This is a genomic window from Neorhizobium sp. SHOUNA12A, assembly GCF_023006505.1.
GTDB lineage: Bacteria > Pseudomonadota > Alphaproteobacteria > Rhizobiales > Rhizobiaceae > Neorhizobium.
Genome location: NZ_JALBGV010000118.1, coordinates 1 through 13599 on the forward strand (window position 1 = coordinate 1; position 13599 = coordinate 13599).

The following is a 13599-nucleotide window of genomic DNA, read 5'->3' on the forward strand; positions in this document are numbered from 1 at the left end:
TGCTTGTCTTCGATCGTGGGATGCGACTTGGCTTGCAAATTGTCTATCTTTGCTACGACTTGGGCATGTTGGGCCAAGAGCGCCCAGAAGTCATCGGTTTCATCATCCATGTAGCATCTCGAAATATAATTAGTGCGCGGATGCAGTCGAGAGCCTGATGCAACGAACGCAGGTAGTGAGCAGGTTTGTCGATTTCCGTGACCGCCCATTTTGGGTCTGGCCGGTCACTATAGGTCTAGGCGCGGCCTGTTATCATCTGACGTCCGGGGCAACGGCTTAGCTCTCTCAGTAGTCCGATCGACTGCTAAGCCGTGAATGTCTGCAGCAGATCCCCCTAGGCATCGTAAAGTTCGACACTGGAAGGTCACAAGCCGCTAGTGTCGGTAATTTCGTATCGAAGAAGACGCTCGGTCACGCCGAATCCTCCGACGGTGAAAACTACCGCAAGTTACATCCGTCCGATTACTCTCAATATCGCGTTCGTATTGTCTGTCTGCTTCCGACTGTCGCCGTCCTGGCCAGTTCTGTAAAACCATCCTCTCCCTGAGCGCCGGCATCTGCTCCCCGTGATTCGAGATGAAACTGACTATAAATCACATTAAATTGAGGTGCGCGCAATCTGTAATTGCGTTGCCAGTTACGGCGGTCGGATAGAGCAATCACTCCCATGCATCGAGGCCCGTCATTCGACCAATGGCATCGCTTTATCTGATGGAGATCGGAATTTTCGCAATAAACATCAGTCGGTTAGCAACGTCCTTAAAAACTTCAGCTGTTATTTATTATCCCAGAACATTACCAGAGCAAACTCCGTAGTTGCAAGAGAGTCATACATTTATATCGCCGATATATGGGAAAAATCGACGCGAAATTAGATAATTGGCGAAGCTGTGTGTGAAGGACTACTTTCCCGTGCGTGTAGTGGAGGGCACTCCGGCTGCGCACAGCAAGCTCGGGTACCGCTTGAGGATTTGCTGTGATCCTCCAGACTTGAGTTGCTAATTATCCTTGTCATTTCGAGTTGCGCGTGCGCCCGGACACCACTGCTCCCATGGGAGGAACGCAGCGTTTGAGCAATGCATCCAGCGTATCGTCCACGGAATGCGCTGGTCGGTCATTTGATTAATCTTGATGTGCTGGGCAGGTGGCACGGTTGAGCGTCGTTCTGGCTATCGAAGAACTGAAAAATGCGCGTCACATTGCAGTGCCGGTCGCAAGGACCCCTTTCCATAATCCCGAAAAGCCGAGCAAGCTGCCCTGGAGGATCCTATAGCATTCGTCATATCGGTAGAAACTCGCCGCCGTTCACGTCCGGGATCGCGCCGTTGATGAAGCCCGCCGATGCGGATGTCAGGAATTCGACAGCCGCGGCGACATCGTCAGGTTGGCCGAGCCGGCCCACAGGGATTTGGCAAGCGCTGCCCGATTTGCAGGTGAGACGCAGGGCAGGGGCATCTCTGTCAGAATCCGACCGGGGACGATCGTATTCATTGTCACAATGCCGCCATCATCCGAGATGGGATCACCTTCGTAGCATACGCACGAAAATTCCGGGCTCCACTGCAAGCGCCGTAGTGCGTACTACCAATTCCGTCAGTTGCACTGCGGCAATGATGTGTTCAACTGCAGCTATGACCAAGGATGAAGTAAGAGCATTTGTCGCCGCTATGATCGAAGCCGAGAGCAACATCCAGGCTATCGGAACGGTGGGTCATGTCCTGGCTGAGCCAGTCGATCCCGACCAAGGAGAAGCTTACGCGCGGATTGAATTGGTGTCAGAGGCATTCGGCGAGCCGACGAGTGGTGGAGATCCGAGAGAAGCCCGACACAGGCCTCGTGTGATCACTGCGTCGGGCAGCGACCCCGTGGATAGAGTGTATCCAACAGCGCATCGCGGGGCCGGTATGCCCCCCTGCATCAGTGAGGGCAAGCCAACTGCATGTGGCGGATTGGCGCAGTGAGGGTGTCGCGAGAGCGTGTTCGTGGGGCGACGAACAATCTATTGAGGGACGGGGGATTTGCCCTCGCGACACGACGTGAACGCGCGGTCGGTCGGTTGGTTCCGGTGCAATCGTGCCCTGCGGCGTGTTGAGTGGCCAGCCGGCCTTCGGCTGCTCGCCTGCACTGCTGGGGCGACTCGCAAGGATGAAAGGGCAGCACCCTTCGGAGCGCTCGTTTTTTCGGAGCTACGACGCCTCCTCCTTCCGCAGATGGTCACGCGAGTGGCCGCCGTGGCCGTGGCGGGTATACCCGCTATAGCGGATAACCGTTCGCGTCGTACTTAGGTCTGACATATCCTCAAGCTGCTGATATCGACGGACCAGCCGGAGAATATCGTCGGGCGAACGTCAGCAGCTTCGTTGGCGCCCTCGGTTGAACGGAAGCTCATGTATTCGCCGTAACCATTGGCAGGGAGCCACCGTCTGAAATCCGAAAAGTTAGGGCGTTCTTTCTCTTCGTCTGGCAGCGTGCCACCACCTCTGGAGGTCACCCAGCGGCGCAGCGCGCAACTCAGGGCAACTATAGGCGTCAGGCTGCCGGCTTCTTCGGGCGAACCACGCGCGGGCTGATGTTGTTATAGACCTCCTGCGCGGCAACTGCTCCTTGCGGAACAGGGCCTTTGGCGGAGTTGAAAAGCTTGATAATCAGATCCTGGCCGGGTTTCACGATGTTGTAGGTCGTACCCGGCGTATAAGTACTGTACGCGGTGTTTCCATAGACGCTCGTCTGCATATGACCGGATGTCTGCCCGACCGTGTTACTGGTGGCGTCGTTTCCCGACACGAGCAGAAAATGGGTGTTGCCGGTGGCGAGTGTTGTCTCGGCTGCCTTCAGCAGCGAATAGTCTTGGACGGTCACGGCATCCGTGTAGCCGTTCCCGCGGGATATGATGCGATAGGTGTCACTCGTTATCGGCATCGCAGAGACGCCGCCGGTAAAACTCATTTCCTGATACTGAGTTTGACAGCCGGCGAGCGCCAGCGCCAATGCTACGACAGCTGCGATTTTTAGAAGCATAATATTTCCCCTTTCCCCGTGGCAAGGAAATCAGGGATTCGCGCAAAAGTCGAGTTGGATTGCGGTAGAAACCACAAGGATTTATGGCTCTTCCTTCTTCCGCCGCTCATCCCACGCGCGGCGACCCAGCTTAATCGTTTGGAACGGTTAAGCGCTGTCGAGCGTCATGAATACCCACCGATAGCCAATAGAAGTGCGCCGACCGCGATAATGGCTAGGGCCGGCCAGTTCTTGGATACTCCGAGGAACCTGAGGCCTTGGCGCCGGGGTTCCAGCGTGCTGCCTCCTTGCGGCATTTGATGCGGATCACTCGGTCTTCGGCTAAGTGCCGACGAAAAAAGAAAAAGAAGTCCGCCGATTATGAGAGCGGCACCGATCAGGATTGCCCACATGGTGGCCTCCACTAACGTCAAGAGTGCGGGTTAAACCAGATCCGGACATGATCGTTCCGCTTAGCTGAGGGCATGTGTCGCAGCTGCTGCCGATCACGTAGCTTACGCTTGGACTCAAACTAGGCTTTCAGCAATCCGCCCCCCCTCCCGACGCCAGGTCAGGCCATTCTAAGAAGCTGTAAAATCTCGGTCGCATTCATAATTCCGCCAGACCGGAACCGCTACCGAAACATCGTCGGCAGACTTCTCGGTGATCGCTACCTGCGGCCGGATCCGGATTTTTACCCCCACCTCGAGAGCTTTCAGAAGTAGCTCAGGAACGAGCTTCTCTTCCGGCTTGTCCTCGGACTTGTCTCGGGACGGCAGCTCCTCCATGGGAACCGGAATCCTGACGGTGTCATCGTTCCCGGTAACCCGGAGCCACTTCTTGCGCTGGACCATTTTGCGAGCGGATTCGAGCTTGCAGCCGAGGCGGTCGGCCAGTTCCTTTTAGGTGAGGCTCTCAATGGTCGTGGGGACTGTCTCCGGTATCGTCCCTACAACTGTACGCGGACACGGTTAATCACTGTTTTCCATGTTGAGCGGCAAGAGCGTCGCGAACTGCCTTGTCGAAAGTCGGGTTCATGTTCATTCGAGGCAGGATCGCGCCGTCGCACGGGTATGTCGTGACGTTCTCTCCGATGAAGGTGTCATCATATCCGCCCAGTGCCTCAAGGATCTCCGCGATAGTGTTCAGCGGATTCAGACCATCTTGCTGTTTCCAACGATCAATGATGCCTTCGATTTTCAGCAGCTTGCTCCATGTAGCGGCGGGGCAAGTTTTCTCGATGAGCTGCCTCAGAGCTTCTCGCTCATCGTCGGGCCAGCGGCCACCTGGCGCAATGACCGACAAGAAAGAGGGCAGAGCATCGGCAGGATCGCTCTGGAATGTGAGCGCCTCAATCTGTTTCTTGACCGCAATGTGCGCACCACCGTCGCTCTCCGCGTAGAAATCCACGCCGTCAAACCCAGCCTTTACGAAGTCATCGAACATGCGGTGGTGCTGAAGCTCATTATCAAGAGCTGACAGCAGCCTGCCAATGGCAGCATTCTTTGAGAGGTTGAAATTGATGCTGGCGAGGATGTGTCGATAGCCGCGAGCCGACAGTCGAAGATGGAGATACTCGTGGGCGAAGGAGGGCAGGGGGCGCAATGTATCCGAAACCTCGATCTCGGCTGTTTTCTTATCTGGTGCGCTCGCCCATTCAGGATCTGACGTGACGGCGATCCGAACCTTATAAGCTTTCTCGACCTCCTCGATGATGGGTTTAAGCCGTGGATCGGTTTTCGCTTCGCGATGCCATTTTTCAGCAATACCTAATTTCAACATACCCTGATCCAAACCTACGACGGTCGTATGGACTGTCCCTATGGCTACGCCTGCCTCGGCAAGCACTTCGTTCTCTACTTCCGGGAGAACGGCATGGTGACCTGTTCCCCAATCTGCTGGCCTCCGATCCTCAGGGCATCCATCAGGCTTTCCTTCTCGGCTTCTGAGAACAAGGCGGCCCCTGCGGTGATCCCTTCCTGCCATGCGATCCCCCGATCCCGGGCCTCTGTGTATGCTAGGGCGAGATCGGAATGACGGCGCGTCTGGGCTAGGGCTTCGATGAGGAGGGCGGACTGTCGGATGTCCTCGTCACGCTTGAGGGGGCCTTGCCCATCAGCTCGGCGCGTGGATGCGACGATGAGCTTGTGAACGGCATATCGTTCGGGAGCAGGGACTGTTACCGGAACACCGTTCTTGTGCAGCAGTACCGTCCGCATTGGATCGCGGATGAGGTAGTCTAGGAACCTCAAGGGATCCGTGCTTGTGCCGCCGAGGGCGGGCATCCGGGACGGCTGATCGATGTAGTCGTCGTTGCCTCTGTTCGAGGTCAGGAACTCGACGCGATAGCCGCTCGCCGTCTGGAATGCGCTGGAAGCCGCGCATCCCGATCGATAAGGGACAGGCCTGAATGACGGATCGACGGCCTGCAGAAGATCGACAATCGGCGGCAGGGTGTCTTCAACCTCCTGGGAGATCGCGTAGTCCTGTGCGATGTCCGCGTCCCCGGTCAGCATGGCAGCCACGGGAAGGCGCACGCCGAGAATTCCTGGATACGTCTGGAAGGCCACGGTCCCGATCAGAACGCCGCGCAGCCGGAACAACCCGGCCGCCGACAAAGCCTCCACGATGTCGCCTGACATGGCATCGGGGGCGATCATGCCTCCCTGCCGGGTGAGCGATGCGACCATGCGCCTACGGTCACGCAGGCTGTCCTTGTCGCGCTTGAAGTCGTTGACACGCTGGGCGATCTCCTCGTCGTCGGCGGGTCCGACATATCGGCGCTTCTTTCCACCCACGCCATCCGGCATGTCGAAATACCAGTATCGTTTGCCCTTGACCTCGCTAGTGATGAAGCGACCCTCCGCAGGGAAGTCGGCTGTCCATGCCGCGTCCATGGCCCGCTGCGCCAGCTCGGCCAGCATCGTCTGATACATGAGATCGATCGACTTCATCCCAAGCCTCCAGTAGTTGTGACCATTTTTGCGATAATGGTCTTAACCGGATTAGAAGGGGAAGGAAAGAGGCTTGTCGCATGGAATGTACCCGACAAGGTGGTGTGGTCACATAATCTATCTTATGGAACTCCAAGCTGGAACTAGAGTTGCGGAGCAGAAGAGCGCGTGGTTTCAGTTTTCCCGAGCCAGGTTGCATTGGTTCATTAGGCGCGATGGACAATGCCACGTTCAGCGTTCGAACCGTTCCAGCATCCTCTTCAGTTGTGCATTTTGCAGCTGAAGCTTGCGCGCCAGCTGGTCCCGCAGCAGCCTGATCTCCTCATCAAGGCGGATTGCATCGTCAGAAGCCGCTTTCTTGCCCCGCGTGCCGCGCTTTCGCGTTGCACCTTCGCCAGTCTGCGAGGGTTTCAGTGCGTCGCGTGCGGCCGTACCGGCGTCATCGGCCAAGGCCGGATCAGCCGCCTCCACGCGCCTGGCGCCTTCGATATCGACCGTGCCGTGAACACCGCTTGCCGTTTCTTCGGGATGATCCGGGTCCGCTGACACCGCCTCCGATGGATCGTAAGCGACCGGCTTTTCGTCGATCGGAGGATCCGCGGCGTTTAACCCGATGTCGGCGACCGTTTCAATCGGTTTGGCGATGGCCAATACGTCCGGCTTCACGTCATCGGTCGAGCGGTGCTCTTGGCGCTGCTGACGTCGCGGTGACACCAGCCGGGCAAGGAGTTTCCATGGAGACGCCATTTATTCGACCTCGAATTCTACCCCACAGGCAGGCTGCGGCCAAAAGCGTTGGCGGCAGGAATAACCGCCGCCAAAATGTTCATCTCGATAAGCATGAGAATGCGGCCAGCGCTTGGCTGACGGCTGCCGATCAACCGAGGTTGAGCCGCTTTCGCAGATCCGCATTTTCAGCACGCAGCTTCTCGGCCAGCTGCTTGCGCAGTCTCTGGTTTTCCTCTTCCAGCTGCAGAAGATCCGCAAACTCGTCAACCGCCGCCACCGACGGTGCGGTCGCTGCCTGCACGGCTTTCGGAGCGCGTCTGACAGGCGCACGTTTGGCGCTTGTCGCCCCTTCGTCGGACTTTGCCTTGCGTCCTCTCGTCGGCTTGACCGCTGCGGCATTCGAAGCCGCTGCCGATTGCGCCGAAACTGCGGCTGAGGCAGTTTCAGGCGCCGCCTTTTTGGCGCGAGGTTTGCGCTCCTTCTTCGGTGCGTCGGGCGCCGCTACGGCCGGCGTGTCAGCATCAGTCATCGTATTGTTTTCGTCGGCCATTATGGTCTCCTGTAAAGCCGATGCATTTGTCTCCTGCTCAATCGGCAGTGTCAACAACGCCGCGGCCTGTTCTTCTCCAGGAGAAGACGCCCCGTTGCTGCCGACCTTGGAAGTTTCCGGCAGGGATGGCATTGCCTCGTCCTGCAGATCCTGCGCGACGGACTTGAGATCCATGTCTCCCCAGATCGAGTTCGGATTGGAATTCATTTTTCGCCGACCGGATTTGTACTCGACGGCAAAGCTGCGCTGGACTTTTTTCACTTTGAGAGGCCTTGGGTGTCTGCGGTGATGGTTCGGCGACGCTTTTGGCATCGCAGCAAGGCTTGCAGATAACCTCTATCGCCCCGGTGGTCCAGACCCACGGCGATATCCGGCCCGACCGCGGGCCTACAAGACCAAGCCGCGGTCCAGCGCCGCGGGGATCGACAGAGGTCACGATCATGCATGCTCCTTATTTGGCGTGACCTCATGCGACCGCCTTTTCGGCGTAGCGCGAAAGGTGCCCGGCTCGCCCGGAAAGAAGAGCTGCGTTGTCAGGACATCTCTACCCGGCCGTTGAACCCTGAAATGGAAGTGTCGCGTGCGTCCCGGATACAACGCTGGCACGACGGTGCTGAACCACCAGCGTCCCTGCTCATCGGTGAACTGATGCCCCCGCAGGCGGAAGCCGTGACGATCGTACTCGCCGTTTTCGTCCGCTTGCCAGATCTCGACTGTCTATGCTGCATGGGCCTTGTCTCAGCCACCGAGTAATCACTGCACCAAGGCACCTTTTTGGAAGTGCGTTTGGCCACTTGGGGTCGATATCTGGCGACTTGACGCTCGTTGAGAGGGCGTCATCGCCGATGACATAGGCCCCGATCGCTTCGATGAAGGCTTGCGCCACATCCAATCGACGCCAATCAACGTGGCACCCGCCTTACAAATCCTACGGCACCGGTGCCTGGGTCGACTTCAGGAACTCGGTCGGGATGGCGGATCATCTGCTGTGATGCTCGACAAACCACGCCGTCACGACCGGCGTTTGAAGGTATGCTCCTCGGTCGGAAACGCTCGGGAGCGAACATCGCCCGCATAAGCTGCGGCGGCCGCCCCCACCCTCTTGCCCAGCTCGTCATACCGCTTGACGAAGCGCGGCGTGAAGTCGTTGAACAGCCCAAGCATGTCGTCCGAAACGAGGATTTGGCCGTCACAGGCAACCGATGCGCCGATTCCGATGGTTGGAACGGCGACAGCTGCTGTCACCCCACGAGCCAATGTCTCGACCGTGCCCTCGATAACGACCGCAAAGGCTCCTGAATTGCCGACAGCTTCGGCGTCACGCCGGATCTTCGCCACTTCTTCGTCGGAATGGCCGACGGATCGGTAACCACCCGCGGTATGAACCTGCTGCGGCATCAGGCCGATGTGGCCAAGGACCGGGACGCCGCGGGCGGCAAGGAAAGCAATGGTCTCGGCCATCTCTTCACCACCCTCAAGTTTGACCGCATCGCAGCCGGTTTCCTGCAGAATGCGCACGGCATTGCGATAGGCCAATTCCCTGGTTTCCTGATAGCTGCCAAAGGGCATGTCGACGACCACGCAGGATCTGGTGACACCACGCATCACCGCCTTGCCATGCGCGATCATCATGTCGAGCGTCACCGAAACGGTGCTCTCCATGCCGTAGAGGACCATGCCGAGTGAATCCCCGACGAGCAGAAGATCGCAGTGTTCATCCAGCAGCCGCGCCATCGGCGTTGTGTAGGCGGTCAGGCAGACGATCGGCGCTCCACCCTTCATCGCCCGGATCCGACTGGGAGTCAGGCGCTTTAAGGAGCCCGCGGCACTCATCGCGCTCCTCCTGTCCCAGACATGGTTTTTTGCGCAATCACCCGGTTGTCGAGAAGCTTGGTCGTGCCGATCCGCACGAACAGCGCAACGACCACCGGATCCTCGATCTTCGCGACAGCCTGCAACGTCGAGGCATCCCTGACGGCGACGACGTCCGGTTTTGCGAGCGGCTCGCGACCGATGAAGCCGGCGAGCTTTTCTTCAAGGACCTGCGGGTCCGTGAGACCCTGGGCGACGAGACGCTCCGCCTCGTCCAGGGCGCGAGGGACGACGACTGCAGCGCGTCTTTCGTCTCCACTGAGATAGACGTTGCGGGATGACAGGGCGAGACCATCCGCATCCCGGACCGTCAGCACGGAAACGACGCGCACCGGCAATGCGAGATCGTCGACCATCCGTTTGATGATGACGACCTGCTGGTAATCCTTTTCGCCGAAATAGGCGTTCCTCGGCTGGACGATATTGAAGAGCTTGTTGACGACGGTCGCCACGCCCGCAAAATGTCCGGGTCGAACCGCGCCTTCGAGCTCACATCCAAGCTCCGGCACATCAACCACCGTCTTCATGGGCTGCGGATACATATCCTCGACGCCCGGCGCAAACAGGATATCGACGCCTGCTGTCTCCAGCATCGCCCTGTCGCGCTCCAGATCACGCGGATATCGACTGAGGTCTTCCGCCGGACCGAACTGAAGCGGGTTCACGAAAATCGATGCGACAACGATTTCGTTTTCGGCGCGGGCTTGCGAGACAAGTTCCATATGTCCGGCATGGAGATAACCCATGGTCGGAACGAAGCCAACCGTCCCGCCTTTCGCCTTGGCTGCGGCAAGTGCCGCGCGCAGCGCCTCAATGCTCGATAGGACCCGCATGTTGCCCTCCCTGGCCACGATCACATCGGCGCGGATAGAGAGAGCAACCGCGGCTACAGGTCAATGCAGGCCTTTCGATAAAACCGATTAAATAGACCAAGTTCCTTTGGCGGATTGTTGAGAGGTTGAGCCACATCCGATGATGGGACGGCGACGTCCGGCACGCGTCACCAAGCGGGGCGAATTCGGTTGGTCCAGGTTCACGCGAGAATGGCGCACAATCAGAAAGCGAAATCAAGAAAAGAGACAGCCAGAGAACGGGCGAAACCCCGTGGATCCGGCTAGCGTCCACAAGGAGACCACATTTGTTCGAAGCAATACGCTTGAAGAGCTCGCTGAAGTGTATGCTCCCGAAAATGTCGCATCCATTCTAAGCGCTCGTGAAATACGGGAGAAGGGAGAAGAATGGGTATGACAAAGCATAGCCGCATTGAAACGGAGGACCTTGGCTCCGTCGTGAACACTTCCTCTTCGGTGGCCTCGGTGGAAATCGGACTCAAGGACACTTAGCTGAATATCACCTTTATTGGGACCATGGATTGATCACTTTCAATCCGGCTGCCTCGAAGGGGCTTGTGTCGCGCGTTGCGACCGCGAGGCCATTCGCCGCCGCTGTGGCTGCAATATATCCGTCCGCCTTGCCGACCGCCTTCCCGGACACGCGAACGCGCGCCATGAGTTCCGAGTAGAATTGGGAGCAAGCTAAATTAAAGGGTACGACGCGTTCTGCGAAGTGAGGAAGCACTTCGCCCTCCAGGCGATCGCGAAGGACAGATTGCCGTTTGCCTGAAGGCATGGCGGCGATCCCGACGCGAAGTTCGGCAATTGTTATCGCGGAAAGGAACAACGTCTCGATGGCTTGGGCATCCATCCATGCTACCACTGCCCCGTTGGGAGCTGGTTTCCATGGCTCCGATATCACGTTGGTGTCCAACAAGATCATTCGAACGTCATCGGCTCGGCTGGCGCCTTATCGCGATCTCGCTGCAGGGCTTCGACATCGTCATTGGATAGCTCCGCGTCCCGACCTATGGCCGCGAGTAAAGAGCCAAGTTTCACACGTTCCGATGGACGAACGGCGGCCTCAATAATGTCACGGATTTCGGCCTCCGTACTACGGCCGTGATGAGCCGCTCGCACGCGCAGGGCGCGATGCGTTTCATCAGAAAGATTACGAATAGTGACCGCCGGCATTGATATCATCCTGTCAGAAACGATGACTTTGATATCAAAGTATACATAATGATGGCTTCTTTTCAAGAAGGCTACGTATGCATGCGTTCAGATTGTTGCGGCGAAGGAAAGCCGATGGAGCAATCCACATTGATTCACCTCCTCCGCCGTGATGGGAGCAGAATCCGAAACCCCGCCATTCAACGTCTGGCGCAGTTGAGATCCATCTTGGGTGATTATCTAGCGCGGTGAAAAATCAATGTCCTTGCATCGATCGATGCGGATTCCAAAGTGCTCACAAGAGGAATGACGAAATTGCTGACCCTGAGGCGTCAATCTTCGGGAAGAGCATCCGTCCATTGCTGCGCCCCATGGAGAACACGCAGCACGCGGACTGTAGTCTCTGTCACTGTATAAGCGGCGACATAAGGCGTACCGGAACGCCAGTTCGCGTGTCCCCCAATCCGGCCGGGACGACCGCTTTCCGGGAAGTCCTGAAGTCGACGGGCCGCAGCCACGATCCGTTCATCAACCGTGATCGCGGCGACAGGATTATCGGCCTCAATATGCGTGAATATATCGTCGCGATGAGAGAGCGCGAAGGCGGACCAGACGAGCTTCACCTTTTCAGGTCGCGTGCTCTGCGCCGGGCCGCTGCTCGACGCTCCGCGAAATGCGCCTCGGCCTCATTGTCCGGGATGTCCGGCCGCGTGTCGCTCAACGCCTCGAACACCTTCGACCGGAACCAGGCATCATGTCCCTCGCTGCTGGTCACCAGCTCAAGCGGCAGAGAGCCTTCGTTGGCAGTTCGAGTCAGCAGGATCCGCACGGCATCAGACACCGTCAGCCCCATGCTTTCGAGCACGGCGGACGCCCGATCCCGGACCTCGGCATCGATGCGGGTTTGAACGAGAGCATTTGCGGCCATAAGTGGGTTCCTCTGCTAGGCACTATGTAATGCAATTGAATGACAAACGCCAGGGAGCTCTATATGCTGGAGATGTTTTTGCATACATAGGACCACAGGTCGACGTTCCTGCAGTCGGCTGAGCCCGTCACACCCCACGAAGCCTAAAAACCCGCTTAGTATGCCGCGCAAGCCGGTTCTAAAATGCCGTCGCTTTAAACGACACAAGCCGCTGTTTTTTCCTCAGAGAGGAGCTAACATGCTGAATCCATTAGTCCTATCGCCTACAAGACTTGCATTTCCGTAGTCGCCGTTCTGCGCTACGATAGCGGCTAGCATTCGGCGAGGTCAGCTTGCTTGTTTTGCATTTGAGATCTCACGCGTAAGTCTCGGCGAGGCGGCGTCACAAGCGATTCCCAGCCACAACGGTGTACGAGCGAATGCTTCCAAAAAAGCTGCCAGTCCCCTAACCGTCGCTTCGAGGATCAAGGCGCCATTTTCCATGGTAGCCTTTGCCGGATCGCCGAAATAACCGCAGTCGTCGGCCTGGAAGATCGACGTATTGGAGAAATCAGCGCCGGAAAACGGGATTTCGGCAACCTCGGCTCAGCTCGTTTAAAATTACGACCACAAAGAGGCTTTATGACCAATCTAATGAACAAAACTAGACTTGGTCCTTTACTCGCGGCACAGTGCCTGGAATTATGGACATGAGTACCTATTGTGTCCATTTAAATGGACAAAGTAACAAACCTTGCCCCGCAAGAGAAGCTATTCGCGAGTGACGCGCCAAGCCCTCACCATGCTTGGAAAGCTGATCCGCATCGGCCGGGCCGAGCGCGGCCTGACGGCGCAGGAATTGGCCGACCGGGCCGGTATCAGTCGGACAACCCTTTCGAGTATCGAAAAAGGCGCGCCGGGCCCCGAGATCGGTACCGTCTTCGAGGTCGTCTCACTCGTCGGCCTGCGTCTGTTCGAATCTGACGAGCGCATGTTGCAGGTTTACAATTTCCGCCTAGACGAAAAGCTGACGCTGCTTCCCAAGAGCGTCCGCCACGCCGTGAAGGAGGTTGATGATGATTTCTAGGGCGAACGCCACAGACGCCTTTGTCTGGATTTGGCTCCCCGAGGCAACTGAACCGGTTGTGGCAGGGCGCCTCGTGCAGGATCGCGAGCGCCTGCTCTTTGCCTACGATGCCAGCTACCGGAGCTGAAAGAGCGCCATTCCGATCTATGATCCTGAACTTCCCCTTCGGGAGGGCGTAATCACGCCCATCAACGGATTGCCGATGGCGAGCTGTATTCGCGATGCCTCGCCCGATGCTTGGGGCCGCCGCGTGATCATCAATAGGCTGACGGGCAAGACGCCCGACGCCGTCGGCATGCCGGAGCTCGGCGAGCTTACCTTCCTGCTCCAGTCAGGCTCCGACCGGATTGGGGGCCTCGATTTTCAGGCATCGGCAACAGAATATGTGTAAGCGCGATTTTCCATGCACATTGACGTAGGCGGTATCTCTGAACCAGCCCCTTTCGCGAAGCGATATCCGGGTCTGTCAGGCAGCGGAGGCTTTGGAGAAGTTGAAC

Annotated in this window: 15 protein-coding genes and 2 pseudogenes; 2 read left to right on the forward strand and 15 right to left on the reverse strand. The window is 57.7% G+C overall.

Translation table 11 applies throughout. From position 1 onward, the window contains the following. Positions 1-1279 precede the first annotated feature (1279 nt). From MOV63_RS33090 to MOV63_RS29760, 15 genes and pseudogenes are all read right to left on the reverse strand, one after another. The gene (locus MOV63_RS33090) at positions 1280-1402 is read right to left on the reverse strand and encodes a hypothetical protein (RefSeq protein ID WP_366518609.1); all 123 of its coding nucleotides are present in this window, start codon (positions 1400-1402) and stop codon (positions 1280-1282) included. Between the two features lie 1127 nt (positions 1403-2529). Further along, on the reverse strand, positions 2530-3018 hold the full coding sequence (locus MOV63_RS29695) for a CC0125/CC1285 family lipoprotein (protein ID WP_247039219.1): 489 nt from the start codon (positions 3016-3018) through the stop codon (positions 2530-2532). A 164-nt stretch (positions 3019-3182) separates the two neighbouring features. Further along, the gene (locus MOV63_RS29700; protein ID WP_247039220.1) at positions 3183-3410 is read right to left on the reverse strand and encodes a hypothetical protein; all 228 of its coding nucleotides are present in this window, start codon (positions 3408-3410) and stop codon (positions 3183-3185) included. A 168-nt stretch (positions 3411-3578) separates the two neighbouring features. Beyond that, positions 3579-3851, reverse strand: coding sequence for a hypothetical protein (locus tag MOV63_RS29705; RefSeq protein ID WP_247039221.1), 273 nt, complete (start codon positions 3849-3851; stop codon positions 3579-3581). 121 nt (positions 3852-3972) lie between these two features. After that, positions 3973-4779 (reverse strand): hypothetical protein, encoded by an 807-nt coding sequence (locus tag MOV63_RS29710; protein WP_247039223.1) that lies wholly within the window; start codon positions 4777-4779, stop codon positions 3973-3975. Between the two features lie 74 nt (positions 4780-4853). Then, the gene (locus tag MOV63_RS29715) at positions 4854-5951 is read right to left on the reverse strand and encodes a GSU2403 family nucleotidyltransferase fold protein (protein WP_247039225.1); all 1098 of its coding nucleotides are present in this window, start codon (positions 5949-5951) and stop codon (positions 4854-4856) included. 231 nt (positions 5952-6182) lie between these two features. Further along, on the reverse strand, positions 6183-6698 hold the full coding sequence (locus tag MOV63_RS29720; protein WP_247039227.1) for a hypothetical protein: 516 nt from the start codon (positions 6696-6698) through the stop codon (positions 6183-6185). A gap of 130 nt (positions 6699-6828) precedes the next feature. After that, positions 6829-7491, reverse strand: a complete 663-nt coding sequence (locus MOV63_RS29725; protein WP_247039229.1) for a transcriptional regulator — start codon at positions 7489-7491, stop codon at positions 6829-6831. A 177-nt stretch (positions 7492-7668) separates the two neighbouring features. Beyond that, positions 7669-7944: pseudogene (locus MOV63_RS29730) on the reverse strand (hypothetical protein); the annotation flags it as partial. A gap of 297 nt (positions 7945-8241) precedes the next feature. Continuing rightward, positions 8242-9063 carry a 3-methyl-2-oxobutanoate hydroxymethyltransferase gene (gene panB, locus MOV63_RS29735; protein WP_247039231.1) on the reverse strand — a complete coding sequence of 274 codons (822 nt, stop codon included), beginning with the start codon at positions 9061-9063 and terminating at the stop codon, positions 8242-8244. Next, the gene (gene panC, locus MOV63_RS29740; protein ID WP_247039233.1) at positions 9060-9935 is read right to left on the reverse strand and encodes a pantoate--beta-alanine ligase; all 876 of its coding nucleotides are present in this window, start codon (positions 9933-9935) and stop codon (positions 9060-9062) included. Before panC ends, panB begins: the two co-directional genes overlap by 4 nt. Before the next feature lie 523 nt (positions 9936-10458). Beyond that, the gene (locus tag MOV63_RS29745; protein ID WP_247039235.1) at positions 10459-10878 is read right to left on the reverse strand and encodes a type II toxin-antitoxin system VapC family toxin; all 420 of its coding nucleotides are present in this window, start codon (positions 10876-10878) and stop codon (positions 10459-10461) included. Then, complete coding sequence (locus MOV63_RS29750; RefSeq protein ID WP_247039237.1) at positions 10875-11129, reverse strand: FitA-like ribbon-helix-helix domain-containing protein; 255 nt, start codon at positions 11127-11129, stop codon at positions 10875-10877. Before MOV63_RS29750 ends, MOV63_RS29745 begins: the two co-directional genes overlap by 4 nt. A 311-nt stretch (positions 11130-11440) precedes the next feature. Further along, positions 11441-11731: a type II toxin-antitoxin system RelE/ParE family toxin gene (locus tag MOV63_RS29755; protein WP_247039239.1), complete on the reverse strand. Its 291-nt coding sequence runs from the start codon at positions 11729-11731 to the stop codon at positions 11441-11443. Next, entirely contained in the window at positions 11728-12036 is a 309-nt protein-coding gene (locus MOV63_RS29760; RefSeq protein ID WP_247039241.1) for a type II toxin-antitoxin system RelB/DinJ family antitoxin, read from the reverse strand. The genes MOV63_RS29755 and MOV63_RS29760 overlap by 4 nt, the downstream gene beginning before the upstream one ends. A gap of 781 nt (positions 12037-12817) precedes the next feature. Between MOV63_RS29760 and MOV63_RS29765 the strand changes: the two genes are divergently transcribed. Beyond that, a complete protein-coding gene (locus tag MOV63_RS29765; RefSeq protein ID WP_247039243.1) occupies positions 12818-13102 on the forward strand; it encodes a helix-turn-helix transcriptional regulator in 285 nt (94 codons plus the stop codon). Beyond that, positions 13092-13490, forward strand: a pseudogene (locus MOV63_RS29770) (HipA N-terminal domain-containing protein); the annotation flags it as partial. The gene MOV63_RS29765 and the pseudogene MOV63_RS29770, both read left to right, overlap by 11 nt. Between the last annotated feature and the right edge of the window lie 109 nt (positions 13491-13599).